This is a genomic window from Aromatoleum tolulyticum, assembly GCF_900156155.1.
Lineage (GTDB): Bacteria > Pseudomonadota > Gammaproteobacteria > Burkholderiales > Rhodocyclaceae > Aromatoleum > Aromatoleum tolulyticum.
The window spans coordinates 139301-161552 of sequence record NZ_FTMD01000010.1 but is presented as its reverse complement, the minus strand read 5'-3'; the positions used below and the strand labels follow the sequence as shown (position 1 = coordinate 161552).

The 22252-nt window shown below is 67.9% G+C and carries 20 protein-coding genes; 7 read left to right on the top strand and 13 right to left on the bottom strand.

All coding sequences use genetic code 11. From position 1 onward, the window contains the following. Window positions 1–22 precede the first annotated feature (22 nt). Window positions 23–2482, top strand: coding sequence for a sensor domain-containing diguanylate cyclase (locus BW991_RS15855; RefSeq protein ID WP_076603083.1), 2460 nt, complete (start codon window positions 23–25; stop codon window positions 2480–2482). 71 nt (window positions 2483–2553) lie between these two features. Here the strand turns inward: BW991_RS15855 and BW991_RS15850 are convergent, their stop codons facing one another. The 3 genes from BW991_RS15850 to gstA all read right to left on the bottom strand — a co-directional run bounded on the left by BW991_RS15850 (window position 2554) and on the right by gstA (window position 4179). Beyond that, window positions 2554–2919, bottom strand: coding sequence for a YajD family HNH nuclease (locus tag BW991_RS15850; protein WP_076603082.1), 366 nt, complete (start codon window positions 2917–2919; stop codon window positions 2554–2556). A gap of 92 nt (window positions 2920–3011) precedes the next feature. Then, entirely contained in the window at window positions 3012–3494 is a 483-nt protein-coding gene (locus BW991_RS15845) for a glutathione peroxidase (protein WP_076603081.1), read from the bottom strand. A gap of 79 nt (window positions 3495–3573) precedes the next feature. Further along, on the bottom strand, window positions 3574–4179 hold the full coding sequence (gstA, locus tag BW991_RS15840; protein ID WP_076603080.1) for a glutathione transferase GstA: 606 nt from the start codon (window positions 4177–4179) through the stop codon (window positions 3574–3576). A gap of 283 nt (window positions 4180–4462) precedes the next feature. On the opposite strand from gstA, the gene BW991_RS15835 reads away from it, so the two are divergent. Both BW991_RS15835 and BW991_RS24030 read left to right on the top strand, forming a co-directional pair. Further along, a complete protein-coding gene (locus tag BW991_RS15835) occupies window positions 4463–5641 on the top strand; it encodes a methyltransferase (protein ID WP_076603079.1) in 1179 nt (392 codons plus the stop codon). Window positions 5642–5768: 127 nt separating this feature from the next. Then, on the top strand, window positions 5769–6236 hold the full coding sequence (locus tag BW991_RS24030; RefSeq protein ID WP_076603078.1) for a hypothetical protein: 468 nt from the start codon (window positions 5769–5771) through the stop codon (window positions 6234–6236). Between the two features lie 90 nt (window positions 6237–6326). On the opposite strand, the gene BW991_RS15825 is transcribed toward BW991_RS24030, so the two are convergent. The 9 genes from BW991_RS15825 to BW991_RS15785 all read right to left on the bottom strand — a co-directional run bounded on the left by BW991_RS15825 (window position 6327) and on the right by BW991_RS15785 (window position 14977). Beyond that, window positions 6327–6710, bottom strand: a complete 384-nt coding sequence (locus BW991_RS15825; protein WP_076603077.1) for a hypothetical protein — start codon at window positions 6708–6710, stop codon at window positions 6327–6329. 51 nt (window positions 6711–6761) lie between these two features. Further along, complete coding sequence (locus tag BW991_RS15820; protein WP_244551721.1) at window positions 6762–7499, bottom strand: N-formylglutamate amidohydrolase; 738 nt, start codon at window positions 7497–7499, stop codon at window positions 6762–6764. Continuing rightward, the gene (locus BW991_RS15815) at window positions 7487–8740 is read right to left on the bottom strand and encodes a carboxylate-amine ligase (protein WP_076603075.1); all 1254 of its coding nucleotides are present in this window, start codon (window positions 8738–8740) and stop codon (window positions 7487–7489) included. The genes BW991_RS15820 and BW991_RS15815 overlap by 13 nt, the downstream gene beginning before the upstream one ends. Beyond that, on the bottom strand, window positions 8737–10206 hold the full coding sequence (locus BW991_RS15810) for a RimK family protein (protein WP_076603074.1): 1470 nt from the start codon (window positions 10204–10206) through the stop codon (window positions 8737–8739). The genes BW991_RS15815 and BW991_RS15810 overlap by 4 nt, the downstream gene beginning before the upstream one ends. Beyond that, the gene (locus BW991_RS15805) at window positions 10203–10928 is read right to left on the bottom strand and encodes a cysteine peptidase family C39 domain-containing protein (protein WP_076603073.1); all 726 of its coding nucleotides are present in this window, start codon (window positions 10926–10928) and stop codon (window positions 10203–10205) included. Before BW991_RS15805 ends, BW991_RS15810 begins: the two co-directional genes overlap by 4 nt. A gap of 277 nt (window positions 10929–11205) precedes the next feature. After that, entirely contained in the window at window positions 11206–11853 is a 648-nt protein-coding gene (locus BW991_RS15800) for a response regulator (RefSeq protein ID WP_076603072.1), read from the bottom strand. Next, a complete protein-coding gene (locus tag BW991_RS15795) occupies window positions 11837–13222 on the bottom strand; it encodes a HAMP domain-containing sensor histidine kinase (RefSeq protein ID WP_076603071.1) in 1386 nt (461 codons plus the stop codon). Before BW991_RS15795 ends, BW991_RS15800 begins: the two co-directional genes overlap by 17 nt. Further along, window positions 13212–14189 carry a quinoprotein relay system zinc metallohydrolase 1 gene (locus BW991_RS15790; protein WP_084205112.1) on the bottom strand — a complete coding sequence of 326 codons (978 nt, stop codon included), beginning with the start codon at window positions 14187–14189 and terminating at the stop codon, window positions 13212–13214. The genes BW991_RS15795 and BW991_RS15790 overlap by 11 nt, the downstream gene beginning before the upstream one ends. After that, window positions 14186–14977, bottom strand: a complete 792-nt coding sequence (locus BW991_RS15785; RefSeq protein WP_084205111.1) for a quinoprotein dehydrogenase-associated SoxYZ-like carrier — start codon at window positions 14975–14977, stop codon at window positions 14186–14188. Before BW991_RS15785 ends, BW991_RS15790 begins: the two co-directional genes overlap by 4 nt. A 340-nt stretch (window positions 14978–15317) precedes the next feature. Here BW991_RS15785 and BW991_RS15780 point away from each other — a divergent pair, with 340 nt between their 5' ends. From BW991_RS15780 to BW991_RS15770, 3 genes are all read left to right on the top strand, one after another. Next, window positions 15318–17114: a methanol/ethanol family PQQ-dependent dehydrogenase gene (locus BW991_RS15780; protein WP_076603069.1), complete on the top strand. Its 1797-nt coding sequence runs from the start codon at window positions 15318–15320 to the stop codon at window positions 17112–17114. A 293-nt stretch (window positions 17115–17407) separates the two neighbouring features. Next, entirely contained in the window at window positions 17408–18262 is an 855-nt protein-coding gene (locus tag BW991_RS15775) for a cache domain-containing protein (protein ID WP_076603068.1), read from the top strand. Between the two features lie 79 nt (window positions 18263–18341). Further along, on the top strand, window positions 18342–19193 hold the full coding sequence (locus tag BW991_RS15770) for a hypothetical protein (RefSeq protein WP_076603067.1): 852 nt from the start codon (window positions 18342–18344) through the stop codon (window positions 19191–19193). A gap of 74 nt (window positions 19194–19267) precedes the next feature. Here BW991_RS15770 and BW991_RS15765 read toward each other — a convergent pair whose 3' ends face one another. Then, the gene (locus BW991_RS15765) at window positions 19268–19570 is read right to left on the bottom strand and encodes a hypothetical protein (RefSeq protein WP_076603066.1); all 303 of its coding nucleotides are present in this window, start codon (window positions 19568–19570) and stop codon (window positions 19268–19270) included. A gap of 344 nt (window positions 19571–19914) precedes the next feature. On the opposite strand from BW991_RS15765, the gene BW991_RS15760 reads away from it, so the two are divergent. Beyond that, the gene (locus BW991_RS15760) at window positions 19915–22224 is read left to right on the top strand and encodes a cadherin-like domain-containing protein (protein WP_076603065.1); all 2310 of its coding nucleotides are present in this window, start codon (window positions 19915–19917) and stop codon (window positions 22222–22224) included. The last annotated feature ends 28 nt before the right edge of the window (window positions 22225–22252 follow it).

Genomic DNA, 22252 nt, shown 5'->3' with positions numbered 1-22252 from the left:
ACGGTCATCGCGAGAGCTCTGAATGAATCTGCCAGATTTCCGGTGGCGAACGCTCAACACGCGTATCACCCTCGTCACCCTGCTCATCTTCGTCGTCAGCATCTGGTCGCTGGCGCTTTATGCGAGCAGTATCCTGCGCGAGGATATGCAGCGCCTGATGGGCGAGCAGCAGTCGTCGGCGGCAACCATCATGGCTGCGTCGGTCAACGACGATCTTGCCGAACGCCTGCATGCGCTGCAGGTCGTCGCGGCAACCCTGGGCGGCACCGCCGGGCGGGACCGGTCGGCCCTGCAGGGGCTTCTCGAGCGACAGCCCGTCCTTGCGGACCTGTTCAACGGTGGTGTGGTGATCGTGGATGCCGAAGGCACGGCGGTCGCCGACGTGCCGCGTTCGATGGGGCGCATCGGGTTCAATTACATGGAACGGGATCACGTCGCCGCTGCGCTCCGCGAGGGGCGTTCGACGGTCGGCCGGCCGGTCATCGGCAAGAAACTGTCGGCGCCGATTTTCGCAATGTCGGTGCCGATCCGTGACGCACGGGGGAGTGTGGTTGGGGCGATCTTCGGCGTGACCGACCTGTCGAAACCGAACTTCATCGACAAGGTCGCCGGAAACGTCTATGGCCGCACCGGGGCCTACCTGCTCGTGGCGCCGCAGCAGCGGCTGATCGTCGCAGCGTCCGACAAGAGCCGGATCATGGAGACCTTGCCCGCCTCCGGCGTCAGCGCGGCGATAGATCGCTTCGTCGAGGGCTACGAAGGCTCGGCCGTGTTCCGCACATCGGACGGAGCGGACGTGCTCGGCTCCGCCAGGAAAATCGCGCTGGCGGGCTGGTTTGTCTGGGTTGCGCTGCCGGTCGAGGAGGCCTTTGCGCCCATGCGTGCCGTGCAGCAGCGCGTGCTGGTCGCCGCGATCATGCTCACCCTGTTCGCGGGCGGGCTCACCTGGGTGGTGCTGAGGCGCCAGCTCGCGCCCATGCTCAACACCGTCAAGACGCTGGCGGCGTTCTCGGATGCGAGCCACGTTCCGCACCCCCTTCCGGTGGTCCGGCGCGATGAGGTGGGGGAGTTGATCGGCGGGTTCAACCGGCTGCTGGATACCCTTTCGCAGCGCGAACGGGCGGTGCGCGACAGCCGCGTCTTCGTCCAGGGGGTTCTCGACTCCGTGCCCAGCCAGATCGCCGTGCTGGATGGACAGGGCGTGATCATCGCCGTCAACGAACCGTGGCGGCGATTCGCGATCGAGAATGGTGGGGCGGCGGGAGCGGCCGCGCCGAATACGGGTGTCGGCACGAATTACCTGTCGGTGTGCGGCGAGGGCGAGAGCGAGCGCAGCGGAGGCGAGGCGAACGCGGGGATCCGGGCCGTGCTCGAAGGCCGGTCGCCGGGCTTCAGCCTCGAGTACCCCTGCCATTCTCCACGCGAGCAGCGCTGGTTCCAGATGACCGTCAGCCCGCTGGAGGGCGGGCACAAGGGGGTGGTGGTCGTGCATAGCAACATCACTGCCCGCAAGCTCGCGGACGACAGGCTGCGCCTTGCGGCAAGTGTGTTCACGCATGCCGATGAGGGAATCGTGCTCACTTCGGCAACCGGCCGGATCATCGAGGTGAATGACGCGTTCTGCCGCATCACCGGTTACAGCCGCGAGGAAGTTCTGGGCCGCAATCCGCGCATCTTCAAGTCCGGGCGCCACGACGATGCGTTCTATGCCGAGCTCTGGCGGCAGATCACCAGGGAAGGCAGCTGGAAAGGCGAGATCTGGAATCGTCGCAAGAACGGCGACGTCTATCCCGAGCAGAAGACCATCAGCACCGTCCGCGACGGGTCCGGCTTGGTTCGGCATTACCTCGCGCTGGGCTCCGACATCACGGAGCGCAAGAACATGGAAGACCAGATCCGCCGGCTCGCTTTCTACGATCCCCTGACGAACCTGGCGAACCGCCGGCTGTTCCACGACCGCGCGCGGCAGGCTCTGGCGGGCAGCAAGCGCACCGGCCGTCCGGGCGCCCTGTTGTTCATCGATCTGGACAATTTCAAGCCGCTCAATGATACCCACGGCCATGACATTGGCGATCAGTTGCTGGTGGAGGTCGCGCAGCGGCTGCAGAAATGCGTGCGCGAGGTCGATACCGTGGCGCGCTTCGGCGGCGACGAGTTCGTCGTGATGCTCTGCGAACTGCCGTCCGACAGCGCGGAGTCGCGCCGCCAAGCCGCGCTGGTCGCGCAGAAGATCCTCGCGCGCCTGTCCGAACCCTATGTACTGGGCATCGAGCCGGCCGCGCCCGGCGTCCGCAAGATCGAGCACCGCTGCTCGGCGAGCATCGGCGTGACGCTGTTTACGGGGGGCGATGCGAACGAGGACGCCGTCATCAAGCGCGCGGATGCCGCGATGTATCAGGCCAAGGAGGCCGGTCGCGGAGCGATACGCGTCGTCGATCCGGACGCGGGACCGTCGGTTCAGGAAGCGAAAGCCGTCGGCTGAGCGCGCACCGGCGCGGTAGCGCCCGCGCGTGCGAAGCAGCCTCGGGGGTGGTCACTTCCCCTCACTTGCCCTCATTTGCCCTTGGCGAGCAAGGCCTTCAGGTCGGCGAACGGGTTGTGTGTCGACACCGTGCCGTTGTCCGTCTGGATCGAGCTGCCCGCCTGCGCTTCGAGCTGGCGCTGGTGTTCGTTGTCGTGGCAGTAGATGCACAACAGCTCCCAGTTGCTGCCGTCGGGCGGGTTGTTGTCGTGATTGTGGTCGCGGTGATGCACCGTCAGCTCGCGCAGGTTGGTCACGGTGAATTCGCGCGCGCAGCGACCGCAGATCCACGGGTAGATCTTCAGCGCGCGTTCGCGGTAGCCGTCGCTGCGCGTGTCGGCGGTGCGCCGGGCCTCGGCGACGATACGGTCGAGCTTGCCGTGGTCGAATGTCTTCATGGCTGGACGAATTGTTGGATGTTGGTGGACGTTTCGATCCCCGCGGGATCCTGCCGGTTCATTGCGGCCAAAGGCGTGGCTCCGCGTCGCCCTCAGAGCAGCGCTTCGATGTCGTCGGCGATGGCTTCCGGCGGCGTCATCGATGCGTAGCGCTCGACCTGCGTGCCGCTGCGATCGACGAGGAATTTCGTGAAGTTCCACTTGATCGCTTCGGTGCCGAGCACGCCTTTCGCGTGCGTCTTGAGCCAGGCGAAGAGGGGGTGGGTGTTGTCGCCATTGACCTCGATCTTGGCGAACATCGGGAAGCTGACGCCGTAATTGGTCTCGCAGAACGCGGCAATCTCGGCGGCGTCGCCCGGTTCCTGCGTGCCGAACTGGTTGCACGGAAAGCCCAGCACCACCAGCCCGCGGTCGCGGTACTTCTCGTAGAGCTGTTCGAGCCCGGCATAGTGCGGGGTGAAGCCGCACTGGCTGGCGGTGTTCACGATCAGCAGCACCTTGCCGGCGTATTCGCTCATGGTCGTGCTTCCGCCGGTGAGGCGTTCGACCGCGATGTCCTTGAGTTGCGTATCCATGATCTGTCCCTCCGGATCCTGCCTGCCGCACGGCGGCGATGCCTCCCGGCGGGAGCCGGGAGGGCGGGGTGTCACGCTGTCACAGCAGCCCTTCGGCCTTCATCGCCGCGACGACCGCCGGGCGGGCGGCGACGCGAGCCTGGTAGGCCGCGAGCGCGGGCCACTGCGACAGGTCGAGCTCGATGTACTTCGCCCAGCCCATCACCGTGAACAGGTAGGCGTCGGCGACGCTGAAATCGGCGCCCATCAGGTAGTCCTTGCCGGCGAGCTGTTCGGCCACGTAGCCGAAGCGGCGTTCGAGGTTCGCGCGGCACATTGCCTTCCACTCGGCGGGCGTCGCCGGGTTGAAGAAGGGGCTGAAGGTCTTGTGGATCTCGGTGCCGATGAAGGTGAGCCAGCCCTGAAGCGTGTAGCGCTCGATGGTGCCGTTGGCCGGGGCGAGCTTCTTGCCCGGCACCTGGTCGGCGAGGTACTGGATGATCGCCGGGCCTTCCGTGATCACGTCGCCGTTATCGAGCTGCAGTGCGGGAACGTAGCCCTTGGGGTTGATCTTCCAGTAATCCGCGCCCGATGCGGTGACCTTCGTCTGCAGGTCGACGACCTCCGTCTCGTACTTCAGGCCGGCTTCCTCGAGGACGATGTGGGGAGAAAGCGAGCATGCACCGGGTTTCAAAAACAGCTTCATTGATGGGCTCCTTGACCGGGTGAGGGGGAATTCAGGGGAGGCCGCGTCGTGCGCGTGCATGCGCTGCGGTGCGGCTTCCGGTGACTCGGATGTCCGTGAACGCCCGCCGGCGGCGGTGTCCGGACATGCGGCAATGACCGCCGGATCGTGTGCGGGGTTCCGCAGAGCCTACGCGCCAGTCGTGCCCGTGGCAATCGCATGAGGTGGACGCCACGCATGCTTGCCCGCGAAGCACGGGAGTTTGCGATACTCGCGCCTCTGCAATCACCTCCCGCCGTACTGCATGAATCACCGCGAGCGCCTTCTCGAACTGCAATCGGAGCTGCACGCGCACGAGGCGTTCTGGCGTCCGTCGCCTTTCCAGGTGCGGCGGCCCGCCTGGTGCGAGGCGCAGCCGGCACTCGCCGATGCGGTGCTCGGGCTCGACGAGGCGACGCTCGAGCGTTTCATCGTCGATCCCGACGCCTGTCGCGCGTGGCTCGCGCCGCGCCTGCCCGTCGTCGACACGCTGGAAGCGCTGTGCACCGTGCGGCAGCTCACCGCGCGCGACTTGCCGCCGCGCGACCCGCGTGCCGACCTGTTCATCCCCGGCCGCAAGCTCGCGCAGATCGACGCCTTCGCCGCGCACGGGCCGGCCGCCGGTGCGCCGGTGCTGGAGTGGTGTGCGGGCAAGGGGCATCTGGGGCGGCGGTTGGCGCTCCTCGACCGGGTGCCCGTGCGTCTGCTGGAGATCGATTCGGCGCTGTGCCGGGCCGCGGAGCGGCTCGCCGAGGGGAGCGGGGTGGAACAGCGCGTGACGTGCGGCGATGCGCTGGACGAGGGCGCCCGCCGCCATGTGCACGGCCACGCCGTCGTCGCACTGCATGCCTGCGGCGAGCTGCATCGCACGCTGGTCCGTCACGCGGCGCACGATCATGCGCACAGCTACCGCATCGCGCCGTGCTGCTATCACCTCGGCGCGGGTGACCGTTACCGGTCCCTGAGCCGTGCCGCCACGCTGGCGCTCGACGAGCGTGCGCTGCGCCTGGCGGTCACCGAGACCGTCACCGCGCCGCGCAACGTGCGTGCGCGCCTTGCGCGCGACCAGGCGTGGAAGCTGGGCTTCATCGCGCTGCGCAACGAAATCGAGGGCGAAGCGGTGCGCAGTTTCAAGCCCGTGCCCGCGTCGTGGCTGTCGCTCGACTTCGCCGGCTACTGCCGGGCGCTGGCGGCGCGCGAAGGGCTGCGCCTGCCGGCGGCGTCGGACTGGGAGCACTGGCTCGCCGTCGGCGAGCGGCGCCGCGCCGAAGTCCGCCGCCTCGAAGTGATCCGCCACGCCTTCCGCCGTGCGCTCGAAGTGTGGCTGGTGATGGACCTCGCGCTGGGGTTGGAGGAGGCGGGCTTCGACGTGCAGGCGGGCACCTTCTGCGCCCGCTCGCTCACGCCGCGCAACCTGCTGCTGCTCGCGCGGCGGCAGGCGTGACGTTTGGAAACGTGCGATCGTTCCGGGCAAGAGGATAATATTCGGCTGTAATGTTTCGGCTTACCGACCTGCCAAGTCGACGCAAGCCTCCGGCGATCCGGAGTCCCATCCGTTCGGGAGAATTCAAATGTACAGGAAGCTCGCAATCGCGTTGCTCGCGGCCCTCGTGCTTAGTGCCTGTGTCGTGACGCCTCCGCGCGGCGCGGTGGTCGTCGCGCCGGCCCTGCCGACCATCGTTGAATTCGACGCGGAGCCGTATTACTACTACCGCGGCTATTACTACGTTTACGAGAATACCCGCTGGCGCTATGCGAGCTCCCGATCCGGCCCGTGGGTGGAGTTGCCCCGCAGCCACTACCCGCGTGAAATCCGCTACAAGGGCCGCAGGGACGAATGGCGCGGCGACCGTGATCGCGACGATCGACGCTGGGACCGTGACGACCAGCGCCGCTCGGAACGGGAACGCGAACGGGAGCGTCGCCGCGACCGCGACGGCGACCGCCGGGGCGACGACGATGACGATCGCCGGCGCGACCGCCGGGGCGATGACGATGGCGACCGCCGCTGGTGGGATCGCGACGACGAACGGCGCTGATGCAGCCGGGCAGGCCGGTGCGTTCCGCGCAGCGGCCCGATCTGCCCGCGATCCGGACCGCCCGCCGGACGGAGCGCCGGCGGCGCCGGATCAGATGCGCGAGTCCTTGTCGGCCCGTGGATTCAGTACGAAGGCGTTTTCCGCCGTCTCTTGATACGTCGTCCCGAATCCCGCAAGGATCTCCTTCGAGCGTGCGTTCGGGTTGCCCCAGCACTGGCAGGTGATCTTGTCGCAGGCGTCGATCAGGGTCGCCAGCGGCACCCGGCCTTTTTCATTGGCAAGATGCGCCTCGAACGCCGCGTCGGTCGCGTAGATCTCGGTCCACTGGCTCACGCGGGATGAGGGGTAATCGGCGTGGTAGCAGATCACGCCGGGGTGATCGAGCATCACCTTGCACAGCGCCGCCTGGTTGGCGCGGAAATCGGCCTCGCGTCCGACCTTGATGTCCCACTGGATCTTGAGCATGAATGCCATGGATGACTCCTCCGCTGGGTGGGTGGTTGCAGGATGTTGTCGCCGCTCGCGTCAGCGCGGCGCGGGGCGACCGAGCGCCTCTCGCAGCGCGGCGACGACATCGGCTCGCAGGTCGCGCCACGCGCGCTGCCTGGGCCTGATGAGGCGCTGGTTGAGTTCGAGTTCGACGCCGACGTAGAGCTCGGCCGGGAAGCAGCGCCGCAGGTAGGCCGTGAGGCCGTCGGACTTGCCCGTGTACGGGTAGTTGCGGCGCACCGTGAGCGCGGGCGAGCGGCGGCGCAGGCACGCGAGCCATTCGGCGCACAGTGCGGTTTCGCCCGGGCGGGAGGGGTCGTAGAGCAGGCCGACATCGGCCCGGCGCACGACGCCGTCGAGAACGGGCGTGAAGCTGTGGCTGGAGACGTGGATCACGCGGCGGCCCGCGGCGACCTCTGCTGCGATGAGCCGTTCGGCGCGGGTGCGGAAGGGCAGGTAGTACCTGTCGATGATTTCGCACCGCGTTGCTTCCGGCTGCGCACGGATGGTTTCGCAGTGCAGGCCCGGGTGGCCCCGCGTGCGGTTGAGGTCCACGAGCAGGCGGCTGGTTGTCGCATAGATCAGCGACGCCTGCAGTTCGTGCGCGAGGTCGCGTGCCATTGCGAGTGCGCCGGGATCGTAGCCGCGATGGCTCGCGAGCAGCGCCTCGTGCCCGGCGAGGCAATCGCGGTAGCGCGGTGGAACGCGGTTGCCGCCGTGCTCGCAGGTGATCAGGAAGCTGTGGCCGTTGCCCGCGCCGGTCATCGCTCGCATCCCGTGAACAGTCGGCCGGCGGCCAGGCAGTCGCATAGTTGGCGGTACACGACCGCGAGGCGCGCGCGGTCGAAGGGCTCGCCCAGTGCCGCGAGAATGCGACGCGCAAGGGGGCCGTGCGCGAGGATGGTGTCGAGCACGGGCCGTGTCGCCGGCGTGAGCAGCGGATGGTCCGCGCAGGCGTCGATGAGATGGCGCCAGAGTTCGCGCGCCTCGCAGCCACCGCCGCGGACGCCGAACAGTGCGAGATAGGCGGGATCGGCGATCACCGCGCGGTCCGCGTCGCGGATCGTGTCGAGCAGGATTGCCGCGAGCGTCGTGGTGTCGATCGCCTGCTGCGCGTCGAGCGGACTCCAGCGGTTTTCGTACAGGGCCTGCGTGACGGCGGTGGTCGCGGCGGCGATCGCCAGATCCGCCTGCGGGCATTCCTGCACGTCGATGACGCGGATCTCCAGCGCGCTGCGGTCGAAGCGAGGGATCGCGGCGCGGGCGTTCAGCCATTCGTGTTGCATGACCCCTTCGATGTCGAGGGGGGCGATGTCGCGGTACATCGGCGCGAGCACCGTGGCTTCGTATTCGGCGCGACTCGCCGCGTTGTCGGGAATCACGCTGCCCATCAGCGCGGGCACGCGCATCGGGTGGAAGCGGTAGGACTCCATGCGGAAGTCGAGCTCACGGCGGCGCTGCCCTTCGGCGACGGGCGAGCTTGCGGCGATCGCGGGCAGCAGCGGCAGCAGCACGCGCACCGCCGCGTGCAGGCGGGCGAACTCCCCGTCATCGCCGAAGGGCAGGTTCACGTGCATGCTCTGGAGGTTGGCCCAGCCGTGCTGGCGGCAGTCGAAGATGCGGTCGAAGCTGCGGTAGATCGCCGCGTTGTCGTGCGGCCACACGCGGGTCTCGTGTGCCGGGTCCATCCATGGATGCATCGCGGTGGGCATCAGCCGGGCGTTGTGGCGGGCGAGTTCGGCGTCGATACGGCCGATCTCGGCCTGGAAGCGCGGCACCAGTGCGTCCAGGCTTGCGCTCGGTCGCACGTTCTTGAGTTCCACGACATGCAGCACGAGCTCGTTGGACCACGCCAGCTCGCCGCGCGCGACTTCGGCGAGCTGGCGGCCGTCGGCGTCGCGCAGCAGGCTGTCGGCGATCGGTTGCACCGCGAGGGTGTCGCGGTCGACGATCATGTATTCGAGCTCGATGCCGCATGCGGCGAAAGCCTTCAGCGGCAGCGCGGTGCAGGTCATGTCATGTGCCCCGTGTGGTGTTCGAGGCGCGTCGCGAACACGTCCATCACATGATGATAGAGGGCGTCCTTGAGCACCCCGTCCTCGTTGCCGGCGTCGACGTTGGGGTTGTCGTTCACCTCGATCACGCAGCAGCGCTCGCCGACCTTCTTGAGGTCCACGCCGTAGAAACCGTCGCCGATCAGGTTGGCCGCGCGCAGGGCGGTGCGCAGGACGTCCGGCGGGGCTTCATCGAGCGAAAGGGCGGTGGTGGGGCCCTCCTCGTAGGTGTCGTGCTCGGCGTCGCGGCGGATGATCTGCCAGTGCCCGCGTGCCATGTGGTACTTGCACACGAACAGCAGGCGCCGGTCGAGGATGCCGACGCGCCAGTCGAACGCGGTGGGCAGGTATTCCTGCGCGACGATCAGCTCGGACTTCTCCAGCAGGTGCGCGACCTGCGCGTTGAGTTCCTCGAGCGTCTCGGCCTTCACGACGCCGATCGACAGGCAGCTGTCCGGCTGCTTGAGCACGCAGGGCAGGCCCAGGGTAGGGACGATGTCCTGCACGTTGCCGCGATGCACGAGCAGCGTCTTCGGGATCGGGATGTTGTGCTGCGGCAGCAGTTCGGCGAGATAAACCTTGTTGTTGCAGCGCAGGATCGAGACCGGGTCGTCGATCACGACGAGGCCTTCGGCCGCCGCGTGGCGCGAGAAGCGGTAGGTGTAGTGGTTGATGAAGGTGTTGTCGCGGATGAAGAGTGCGTCGAACTGCGGCAGGCGTGCGAGGTCCTGCCGCCCGATGATTTCGGTCGCGAGGCCCAGGGCGCGTGCGGCCTTCTCGAACTTGCGGATGGCGGCCGGGTTGGAGGCGGGCTGGGTGTTGTCGGGGTCGCGCAGGATCGCCAGCGTGAAGCGCGGCAGGTAGCGGCGTCGCGGGCGGGGCCAGCGGCCGGAGAAGTAGGCGCGCGCCGCTTCGATCATGAAGCTCTGGTGCGGCGGCGGGATCTCCCCGATGGCGATGGGCGTGACGCTCTGTACGTGCCATGCGTCGTTCTTGCGCACGAAGTTCGCCTGCAGGAAGGGGGCCTGCAGCAGGTTGAAGATCTGGCGGCTGAGCGGGTCGTAGCGTTCGGCGAGATTGCGCCCGAAATAGATGCTCAGCGTGAAGGTGTCCGATTTGATCGGGGCGAGCGCGACCTGGATCAGGCCGTGCAGATCGGAGGTGAGCAGACGCACGAGGTTCTGCGACTGCAGGTCCTCGATCGTCGTGACGCCGGGCAGGGGTTTCTGGCTGCGCGCCTCGGCCAGCAGCGATACGTAGTAGCCCAGGCTCTGGTAGCGGTAGGAACGGCACAGGTTGAAGACCTGCGTTACGCCGTGGCCGGCACACGCTGGATCGATCAGATAGTCGCGGGCGGAAACGACGCAGACGTCGGGCATCGCCAGCGGCCAGTCCTTGGGGGTGCTGACGACGACCAGTATGCTCATGTGCGCTTTCCGCCCGGCGGGCGGATCACGAGCAGGTTCGCATCGTGGGTGACGATGCCGAGCAGGATCGCCCCCACGGCACGGTCGATGCCGAGCCAGTAATCGCGCGACGGCCCATAAGGGTGCGGTCCGTAGGGGTCCGACACGCGCACGGTGCGGCGCGGGCGGTCGTAGCCCGACAGGACGACGAAATGGCCGCCAGGGGTGCCGCGGATGTCGTCGGGAAGGTCCTGCGGCCCGTATTCGCGCCGCGTGCGATACAGATATGTCGAACTCAGGCCGGTCAGGATCGGAACCCCGCGGCGCATCAGGCCGCGCAGGAGGTAGCGGGACAGGTCCTTCAGCCGCAAACGCCCGCCGAGGCTCAGGAAGTCGAGGTAACCCGCGGTCACTTCCTGAACGCGCGGGTCATCCACCTTTTCCATGCGCTGGCTCAGCAGGCGGTCGCTCAGGTCTGCCCCCGGAGCGAACCACGTGGGGTCGAACACCTGCAGGTTGTAGGTGTAGATGGTTGCCTCGAAGCCCTGCCGCAGCGCATCGCAGGCGAGGAAGACGGCAACGGTGCCGCCGCGCTGGAGCTTGCTGGTGCGTTCGATGACGTCCCGGAGGCGTTCCTCCCGCCCCCAGTAGCGATAGATTGCGTGCAGGCAGGTCGGCCCGCAGGTCGTCTCGTCGGGCTGCGGCAGCATCTCCACCGGCAGGTCGAGGTGGTCGCGCAGCATGGTTTCAACCCGCATTGGGAGGAAACGGTGCCCTGCGCCCGTCGCTCGAGGCCGGCATGCCGATGTGATCCGACCTGTGGCTCATATCGCCCTCCCCGGAAGCGCGTCCGTCGCGGCGTCGACCCTCTGGCGCCGCAGGCCTTGTGTGCGTCTATGACATACCTGAGCGTTACTCTGACTGAATGATAGGTGCAAATAGTCGAAGTGCCAGCCGTGGTGCGAAACCTCCGTGCGGGAATTGCGCGGGATGTGGTCGCACGCCGCGGGCGTTTCCCGCTCAGGCCTCGATCAGGCCGGAGCGCACGGCAATCAGCGCCAGCTCGGCGGCATTGGCGGCGTTGAGCTTCTGCTTGATGTGGTAGAGGTGGGTGCCGACGGTGCTGGGGCTGAGCTTGTGGGTGTCGGCGACCTGCGTCACGGAATTGCCTTTCGCGAGTTCGAGGAAGACGGCGAATTCCTTGTCGGTGAGCGCGTCGGCGGGGTCGTTGCTGCCGCCGAACTGGGCGAGCGCGAGCTGCGGCGCGAGCTCGGGGTCGACGTAGCGCTGGCCGCGTGCGACCTGGGCGACGGCGCGGACCAACTCCTGCGGCTGGGCGCGCTTCGAGAGGTAGCCGGTGGCCCCGGAGCGCAGTGCGCGCATCGGGATCTGCGAGTCCTCGTGCGCCGACAGCATCAGCACGCGGGCGCCGGGGTGGTGCGCGCGCAGGCGGTCCAGCGCGCACAGGCCGCCCAGCCCGGGCATGGTCACGTCCATCACCAGGGCGTCGGGCTGATGCTCGCCGAATGCGGCGATCGCCGCCTCGCCGCTGTCGGCCTCGGCAACGATGGTGGCGCCGGCGCCCTCGAGCAGCATGCGGAAGCCCATGCGGACGATGGCGTGGTCGTCGGCGAGGACGAGGCGGAGGTTTTCAAGAATGCTGGCCATGGAAGCTTTCCTCGGTGGGAATCTCGTTGGGGATGGGATGCGGCAGGCGGGCGCTGATGCGCAGGCCGCCGCCGGGTGAGGTGTCGAATGCGAGTTCGCCGTGCAGCTCGGCGACGCGCTCGCGCATGCCGGTGAGGCCGTAGCGCCCCGGGCGCGGGTCGGGCGGCAGGCCGCGGCCGTTGTCGCGCACTTCGAGCGCGACGGCGCCGGGCTGGAAATCGAGCTGCACTTCGACGTGCGTGGCGCCGGAGTGGCGCGCGACGTTGGTCAGGCTTTCCTGCAGCAGGCGCAGTACCGTGAGGCCCAGTGCTTCGCCGGTCGGCGCACTGGCGGGGGCGGTGCGGCAGTCGACCCGGATGTCGGGATGGTGGCCGGACCACAGGCGGCAGTAGTCGGCGACGGCGCGGTCGAGCTGGCCGGTGTCGGCGCCGGCGGGGCGCAGGCGCTGCAGGATCGTGCGCACGCCGTCCTGCATCTGGCCGGTCATCGCGAGGATGGCCTGGGCGCTGCCGTGGAGCTGCGGATGGTCGTCACTGCGCTGCAGGATGGCGCCTGAGATGGCGCGCACCGCGGTGATGGCCTGGCCCAGTTCGTCGTGCAACTCGCGCGCGATCACGCGCCGCTCCTCTTCAAGACGCGCCTGCACGGCGCGTGCGAAGGCCTGGTCCTCTTCCAGGCGCAGGTTGTGCGCGCGGGTGTCGTCGAGCGTGTCGGCGAGGCGGTTGTAGCTCGCGGCGAGGCGGTCGAGCTCGGCGACGCGGTAGCCGGGCAGGCGCACGTCGAAGCGGCCGTCGGCGCCGCGCGCGAGGGCAGCGTCGATCTGCGCGAGCGGCGCAAGTGCGCGGTGCAGCGCGAAGCGCGCGGCGAGGGCGACGACCAGCAGGAGCGCGAAGGCCGAGCCGAGGCCGGCGGTGAGGTCGTCCCAGGCGTCGAGCACGGCACGCGAGGCGTCGGGGCGCAGCACGATCTGGCGGTCGCCGGCGTCGAAGTGGCGCACCGGCAGCGCGGGCGTCATGCGTTCGGCGAACCAGTCGGGGGCGAAGCGGCCGGGCTTGTAGGTCGATTCGGGCGACACGTAGAGGCGGGCGCCGTCGGGCGCATGCACTTCCAGCTGGTTCGCGCGCAGCCGCCCGACGGCGCGCAGGTGCGCCATCAGGCGTTCGGGGCCGTCGGCGCGGTCGCGCAGGGTTTCGGAGACGAGCACGGCGACCCATTGCTGCGCGACGTGGCTCGCGGCGAGCACTTCTTCGTGGATCGACTTGCGTGTTTCGCGCACCCACCAGCCGGCGCCGACGAGCAGGAGCAGCGCAAGCGTGGCGCCGAGCACGAGGCCGACGCGGGTGCCGAGGGTGGTCGATCTAGCGCGCATGGGCTTTCTCCAGTACGGCCTGTTCCGCGGCCGGATAGAGGTGCACGACCGAGCGGCGGTATTCGCGCTCGACCTCGGCGAGGCCGCGGAACTGCGGCGGGATGGTATGGGCGAGCATCTCGGTCATGTCGAGGCCGGACTCGGCGCCGTCGCGCATCGTGGCCGCGAGCCATTCGAGGTAGCCGCGCGTCTGGCGGATCGGCGTGTCGTCGGCTGAAGGGTCGCCGTGGCCGGGCACCCACAGCTTTGCGGGGAGCGCCTCGAGGCGTTTCAATGCGGCGAGCCAGTGCGCGAGGTTGGCGTGGGGCGTCGTCGCGGCGCGGTCGTGGAAGAGCAGGTCGCCCGCGAAGACGGTGCCGGTCGCATGGTCGATCACGACGACGTCGGCCGGGGTGTGGCCGTCGAGCGCGACGATCTCGAGGTCGCGCCCGCCGATGTTGCGTCGTCCCGGCGCGAGCGCCTGGACGGGCGTCACCCGCTCGGTGCCCTTCATCCAGTCGCCCGACATGCGGTAGAGGTTCTCGTTGAAGGCCTCGCCGTCCTTCTGGATGCCGCGCAGGGTCTCGGGCAGCGCCGCAAGGGTGGCGGCAGGGAAGGCCTGGTTGCCGAGGAAGTGGTCCGGATGGTGGTGGGTGTTGATCGTGAGCACCACCGGCAGCGGCGTCACGCGTCGGATCGCCGCGAGCATCTGCTCGCCGTAGCGGCGCGAAGGGCCGGTGTCGATGACGACGACGCCGTCCGTGCCGACGAGGAAGCCGGTATTGACGATGTTGCCGCCGTTGGCGGGCGTGAAGTCCTCGCGCAGGCCGACGAAGACGTGCACCCCGGGGGCGATTTCACGCGGCTCCAGGCGGTAGTCGAAGCGGGCGGCGTCGGGGACGGCGGGGGCCGCGGCGGTTGCCGTCAGCGCGGGCGTCAGGGCAAGGCCGAGGAGCAGCAGCACGCGCGGCAGGGCGGGCGTCCTCATTGCGTCACCCATGCGTCGATGCGGTTGCCGTTGTTGTCGCGGCCGCGTGCATGGATGCGCGATCCAGCCGCAGCGTCGGCGGGCAGGTCGATGGTGAACAGCGGGTTCTCGGAAACCGGTTCGTAGGCGCGAATGCGCATCAGTTCCGCGCCGGATTCGTCGGCGAGGCTCAGTTCCTCGATATGGAACACCGGGATGCCGGGGGCGAGGCCGGTGTCCATCGGGTGGATCACGCGCATGCGCAGGCGTTCGCCGCCATCGGTGCGCGGGAAGATCCTGCCGCTGACCTGGTTCAGGCGCTCCTGCCACTCGGGCGAGCCCGAGCCGGTGGACGGCGCCGTGCACCCGCCGCCCGTCGCCGTGATCCACGCGCCGCCCACGTGCCACACGCCGTCGGCGGTGCGGGCGGCCGCGCGCACCGGCGAGGACTGCTGCAGCTTGAGGCGGAAGGCGAGGGCGGGGCGCGCCTTCTTCGGCTGGAAGCGCAGCACCGGGAGGATGGGATTGAAGTCGGCGAAGACGAGCACCTCCTCGACGCCGGGCAGTTCGGTCGCATCGACGGAGACCGGGACGTTGAGCGAATCTTCGGCGATCAGTGGCGCCACGACCTTTACGCGCGCATCGAACACCACCCGGGCGTCGGGGAAGAAGGTCTTCACCATGTCGCCCCAGCGCGCAGACTCGAGCGGATCCGCACTGGTCGCTGCGGCAGCAGGGGGGGCGGCCGGCGCCTCCGTGACGGGGCACAGCCAAAACATCGCCAGCACGATCAGGGTCGAACTGCGCATCGGGTCTCCTCCGCGGGGGCGGTCGATGCCGCCCTCCTTGTTTGTGCACCGATTCGAGCAAGGGGTGTGCCACGCGGCGGAGCAGCGCATCTGTGCAGGCCGCGAGGTGGAATTGCTCCAAAACGGAACAGGTGCTGTCAATCAGAGCAATGAAAATCGCTAGATGTCCCGATATCGCCTTGAAAAACTCGTTGCTTGGGCCATGTTTCAGGAACCGGAGAGGATTTTCGGCGGCAGTGGCCCGGTGGCACGCCCTTTGCGAATCCTGTAGCCGAATCCGGTCGCCCGGTCAGGGAGGCGGTTTCCAACAATACGACGAGATTCGAAAAGGAGGATTCAAATGGAGCAGATCCGGAAACGCGCAGGGTGGTCCGTCGCGGTGTCCGTCCTCGCGCTGTCCCTCGCAGGCATGGGGAGCGTGCAGGCCAAGGAGGTGACCGACGCGGACATCCTCGCGGACGGCACCGGCAATACCTCGCAGGTCGTTACCCACGGCCTCGGCACCAAGGGCCAGCGTTTCAGCCCGTTGGCGAAGGTCAATCCGCAGACGGTCAAGAACCTCGTGCCGGTGTGGTCGTTCTCGTTCGGCGGCGAAAAGCAGCGCGGCCAGCAGTCGCAGCCGATCGTGTTCGACGGCAAGATGTACGTGACCGCCTCCTACAGCCGCATCTTCGCGCTCGACGTGAAGACCGGCGAGAAGCTGTGGAAGTACGAGCACCGCCTGCCCGACGGCATCATGCCGTGCTGTGACGTGATCAACCGCGGTGCAGCGATCTACGGCAACCTCGTGATCTTCGGCACCCTCGACGCGCAGCTCGTCGCGCTGGACAAGGACACCGGCAAGGTCGTGTGGAAGGAGAAGATCGAGGACTACAAGGCGGGCTATTCCTTCACCGCCGCGCCCCAGATCGTCAAGGGCATGCTCATCACCGGCAACTCCGGCGGCGAGTTCGGCATCGTCGGGCGCGTGGATGCGCGCGATCCGAAGACCGGCAAGCTGATCTGGACGCGTCCGGTGGTCGAAGGCCACATGGGCTTCAAGTACGACAAGGACGGCAACCAGGTCGAGAACGGCATCAGCGGCACGACCAACGCCACCTGGCCGGGCGACCTGTGGAAGACCGGCGGCGCGGCACCGTGGCTGTCGGCCTACTACGATCCGGACGTCAACCTGATCTTCATCGGCACCGGCAACCCGGCGCCGTGGAACAGCTGGCTGCGTCCGGGCGACAACCTGTACTCGTCCTCGACCGTCGCGATCGATCCCGATACCGGCAAGATCGTGTGGCACTACCAGACCACGCCGCACGACGGCTGGGACTACGACGGCGTGAACGAATTCGTGTCCTTCGATTACAAGGATCCGAAGACCGGCAAGATGGTCAAGGCGGGCGGCAAGGCGGACCGCAACGGCTTCTTCTTCGTCAATGACCGCACCAACGGCAAGCTGATCAACGCCTTCCCGTTCGTGAAGCAGATCGACTGGGCCAAGGGCATCGACCTGAACACCGGCCGTCCGCTCTACAACGACGCCAAGCGCCCGGGCAATCCCTTCACCGAAGGCGGCGGCGACGGCAAGAAGGGCGAGGTGGTGCTGAACGCCCCGTCCTTCCTCGGCGGCAAGAACCAGATGCCGATGGCCTTCAGCCCGAAGACCGGCTACTTCTACGTGCCGGCCAACGAGTGGGCGATGGACATCTGGAACGAGCCGGTGTCGTACAAGCGCGGCGCGGCCTACCTCGGCGCGGGCTTCACGATCAAGCCGCTCAACGAGGATTACATCGGCGCCCTGCGCGCGGTCGATCCGGTCAGCGGCAAGATCGTGTGGGAAGTGAAGAACAATGCTCCGCTGTGGGGCGGCGTCCTCGCGACCGGCGGCAACCTGGTCTTCTACGGCACCCCCGAAGGCTACCTGAAGGCGATCGACGCGACCTCCGGCAAGGAAGTCTGGAAGTTCCAGACCGGCTCCGGGATCATCGCTCCCCCGATCACCTGGGAAGACAAGGGCGAGCAGTACATCGCCGTGGTGTCGGGTTGGGGCGGCGCGGTGCCGCTGTGGGGCGGGGATGTCGCCAAGCGCGTGAACTTCCTCGAGCAGGGCGGTTCGGTGTGGGTGTTCAAGCTGCATAAATCCTGAGAGGCCGCGAATAAATCTACTGCGCGACCCGATTTCGTCCCTGTGATGCTCCCCGTACCACTCGTACGGCTGCGCTTCTCGGAACGAACTCGGGCCGCTCGCTACGATTTCTTCGCAACCTCTGATTCGAGGGAAAAGCGGCTGGAGTCCAGCCGCGCCCGTCGCCCCGGTTCGCCGGGGTGGCCGGCTGAGCCTGCCTGGGCCTGCCGCATGGCGCCCGGGCGGGTTCAGCCGGCCATCTCGCCAAAGCTCCAATTTTCGATTTTCCGCATCTCGCCTGAGAGGATCCGCACGTGAAACGTCTCCCCCTGAAGTCGCTCGCTGCCGCGACCCTGCTTGCCCTCGCCACGCAGTCCGCCACGGCCGTGGATCGCAGCACCCCGCGCGAAGCCCGCACGCTGTTCGAACAGGCGGTCAAGTACATGGAAGCGAACGGGCCCGACCGCGCCTTCGCCGCCTTCAACGACCGTAGCGGCCAGTTCGTGCGCAAGGACCTGTACGTGTTCGTGATCGACGACAAGGGCGTCTACCACGCGAGCGGTGCGGCACCCGAGGCGCTCGTCGGCCTGACCGTGCTGAACACGACGGACGCGGCGGGCAACCCGCTGTTCCGCGAGATGATCGACAGCACGCGCGTCACGCCCGAGGCGACGGTGCGCTACATGTGGCTCAACCGCGTGACCAACAAGGTCGAGCCCAAGGTGAGCTACGTGCGCAAGATCGGCGGCTACGTGCTGGGCGTCGGCTACTCGGCACCGCGCGCGAGCGCCGACGACGCCCGCGCGATGCTCGACCGCGCCGTCGCGCTCGCGCGTGGCGAAGGCCATGCCAAGGCCGCCGCGGCGTTCAACGATCGCCGCGGCAGTTTCGTGAAGGACGACCTCTACGTGTTCATGGTGAACCTCGACAGCGGCAAGTTCGAGGCAATGGGCATGAATCCTGCATTGTCCGATACCGACGCGAGCGGCCTCGCGGACGCCGAAGGCCACAAGATCGTCGCCGAGATGATCGAGAAGCTGAAATCGGCCGACGCGGCCACCGTGGACTACGTGTGGCGCAACCCGGTGACCAATCGCGTCGAGAAGAAGCGCTCCTACGTGCGGCGCGAGGGCGGCTCGCTGATCGGCGTCGGCCACTACGTGGAGTAAGGTGCGGCAGCATCGGGTGCCGGCATTTCCGGCGCCGGGGGTGGGGAAGGTGGCAAGGACGAGGCAGGCGTTCCGAGGGATGTTCGTGCAGGCACTGGTCGCCCTGTGGGCGCTGGCGGCCTTGGTGCCGCACGCGCGCGCCGGGGACGGGGCTGCGTCCATCGCGGGCCTGTCGGGCCTCACGATTCGCGTGGAGGGCGAGGACTGGGGCAGCGCCGCGCGCGACGAGGTCGAAACCCTGCTCAACGCCGTCGCGGACGAACTCACCGGAGGCGCAGCGCACGGACTGGCGAGCCCCATCGTCGTCAGTTACGCCGCGGGCAGTCCGGTGACGCTGTTCGACAAAGGGCATGACGGTGAATACCGCGTGCATCTGTCCGCCCGCAATCGCGGCTGGGCGCAGTACGCGTACCAGTTCGGCCACGAGCTGTGCCACATCCTGTCCAACTATGACCAGCGTGCGCACGATGCGGCGCGGCGCGCGACGCAGTGGTTCGAGGAGGCGCTGTGCGAGGCGGCCGGCCTCTACGTGCTGCGCAGCATGGCGGTGCGCTGGCGGACCGACGCGCCATATCCGGGGTGGGAGGCATATGCGCCCAGCCTGGCCTCCTATGCCGAGCGTCTCGTTGCCGAGCCGCACCGGCAGCTGCCGCCTGGCGTGTCCGCGACTTCATGGCTGAAGACGCGACTGGCAGGGCTGGCGGCGGATCCGTATCGTCGCGACGATAACGAGGTCGTCGCCAATCTGCTACTGCCGCATTTCGAGCGCGACGCCGCACGCTGGGTCGTATTGCGCTATCTCAACCTCGAAGCGGCCGGAAGCGTCGACGGAATTGCCGGCTACGTCCGCGAGTGGCGCAAGGAAGCACCCGACGAACACCGGGCGTTCATCGACGCCCTCGCGAGCACGTTAGGCCTGCGCGAGGGGTAGCAGCGGCTGGCCGGCGGGCGGCGCGCCGGAAATTCCCGGCGCCACGGCCGGTCGGAGTCGTGCGCCGGGCGCGATCAACGGAAGCCGGTCGGATCGCGGTCCATGAGCGCATTGCGCAGGCGGATCTCCACTGCGAGGCGCTGCACGTAGCGGTCCATCTCGCGGTCGCCGACCGCGCTGGCGCGCGGACCTTCGTCGCCACTGAGTCCGGGGCGTCCGAACACCCCGGCGTCTTCCTTCAGCTTCATCCCTTCGTCGAGCGCTTGCGCCTGCCGGTCGAAGGACTTGTCGCTGACGGTGTCTGCAGCGACGGCGGACGGGAGCGCCAGGATCAGCGCTGCGCCGAGCAGCGCCAGTGCGGCGGTCTTGTGTGTCATGAGTCTCTCCCCGATGAGTGATTCCCTGATGACCCGTTGTATTTGTGGAATTGCCGTGTCGGGTAAGTCAACTATAGGTGAGCGATCCCCGGATAGCTGTACCGGGGGGCGGTGGTGGGTGACATTCATTCCCCACCAGACGCGGGGAATGCGGTGGGGAAAGGGCGGGGAAAAATGCCCATATTACATACCATGAAACCCGTATGCGATGTGCGTTAAATGCTGAAAAATATATAAAAAACAGATAGATAACATATTGGTACGGTTGATGCGGAGACGTGCTCGCGCACGGGAGCTCACCCGCCAGTCCGGCGAGGTCTCCCGCGCATCGACAGGAGCACGAAATGAACAAGTTCAAACGCAATGCGACTGCCGCAGGGCTCCTGGCCCTTGCGCTGACATCCGGACCGAGTCAAGCCGTCCTCGAACGCGTCGGTCCGCCGGACAACTCCCCCGCAATCGGCGGCTACCCTGCCTGGTACCAGGACACCACGGGCCTCGCCCTCGAATTCTGCAATCCCTTGAATCTTGCCGAGGTCGAGGGCGGCTGGTGCCTGCTGCTCCCCGGCGACGTGCCCGTGGTTCCGGAAGTCTTCCCGACCTCCTATTTCGACGAGCATTTCTGGTTCGCGGCAGGTGCGGGCGTTACCCCGGCGAGCGGCGGCCGTGCGCTGCTGACGGCAGCACTGGAGGGCGCATTCGCCGCGGACGTCGTGCCCGGCGGTCAGATCACCTTCGCGCGCGTACGCCTGGTGCTCAACCCCGTGCCGGTGACGGGGGCGTATCGCTTCATCCATCCCTACGGCGAGAAGACGATCCAGGCGCAGGCCGGCGACAAGATCTTCTTTACCGACGACGTCGGCATCAATTGCCCCCCCGGACAGTTCGACTGTGCGACACAAGGCTCGGTCGGCCCCTTCCTGCTGCCGGCGGACGCGCCTGGAGGTCCCGAGCTGCCGCCGGTCGCGGGGCCGGTGCCGGGCAAGCTGTACATTGCCGATCCGGCGCGCGTCGGGCCGGTGACCGGCAGCACCTTGCCGCCCTTCACGGATTCGGTCGGGCAGTTGCGCAACCATAACGTCTTCCGTATCGAGGGGCCGGCCGGGTCCGGGCTCGGCGTCGATCCGGTCAGCGGCGCGCACGTCGATTACCTCGAAACGACGGATTTCTCGCTGATGGGCCGCGTGTTCACCGGCACCCTGCCGGGCCGCGTCGAGGTCGATCGGGCGAGCTACGAGCGCGATGCCACGGCGATCAAGCTCGACGTGTTCGCGACCGCTGCCGGCACCTCGTCGGGCCGGTTGCCGGCGCAGCCGCGGCCGGTGCCCGCCGCGCCGCAATTGTCGTTCTTCGACGCCCCGTGCGCAGGCACGGTCGATGCGGTGAGCGGAGAGATCCTGCCACCCTTCCAGGCGCCGGCCACCGCAACCGAAACCCAGATGGTTGCAACGAATCCCGGCATGTACTGGGCCCAGATCGCACCGACCGTGCTCCCGTCATCCGTGTGCGTGAAGGACCTTACGGCGCGGGACGTCACGGGCAACGTCGTTCCCGTCTATCATCCGAAGACGGTGAGCGACCAGGTGAGCATCTCGGTGGCGAACTTCGATCGCGCCACCGGCACCCTCACCGTGAGTGCGGAATCGAGCGATCGGCTCGTCCCCCCCGTCCTGACGCTCGCCTACGGGAACGTCCGCCAGGATATGGCCGCCGGTCTGACCAGCCTTCCCAACCTGATTGCGCCGCCGTCCAGGGTGCGCGTGCTGTCCAGCGCCTTCGGTGCGGACGATCGCCTGGTTCGCACCGCCTTTGCCGCCGGCGCGCCGGTCGGCGTTCCGGTCGCCGTGAACGACACGTTCTCGCTGAGCGAGGACTCCCTGCCAACGAGCTTCGACGTGCTCGCCAACGACACCGGTGCCACGGGCGGAACGGTCGCGCTGGACGCGCTGCCGCGCTTCGGCACGGCGGTCGTGAATGCCGACGGCACGATCGGCTACACGCCCAACCCGAATGCCAACGGCACCGACCTGCTCACCTACACGGTGACGCTTGGCGGCCAGGTGTCGAACACCGGCACCGCGACGATCGCGATCACTCCGGTGAACGATCCGCCTGCCGCAGTCAATGACTCGATGTCGGGCGTCGCCAATACGCCGCTCGCGATCAACGTCATCGCCAACGACACCGACCCGGACGGCGCGGCCGACATCGTCGCGGCGACCAACGTGACCCAGCCGACCGGCGCGACCGTGACGGTGAATGGCGGCGTCGTGACCTTCACGGCACCCTCGGGCGGAACCTACTCCTTCACCTATTACGCGCTCGATGCGGCCGGTACGACGTCGGCCAATCCGGCAACGGTGACCGTGCAGGTGGCGGCGGCGGAGACGCTCTCGATCACCCGTTCCGAGTACATCACCAGCAAGGGGCGCATGCGGGCACAGGGCACGATCAACCCGGCGGCAGGGCAGACGATCGCCGTCGAGTTCCTCAACGTGAGCGGGGCAGTCATCGGCTTCGTCGGCACCGGCACCGCCGATGCCGTCGGCAACTGGTCGATCGACGTGGCGACGGCGCTTCCGGCAAACGCGACGCACATCCGCACGACATCGTCGAACGGCACCTCGCGCACGGCGACGATTGCTCGCAAGTAGTAGCCGACCAGCGCGGCGGGCATGCGCT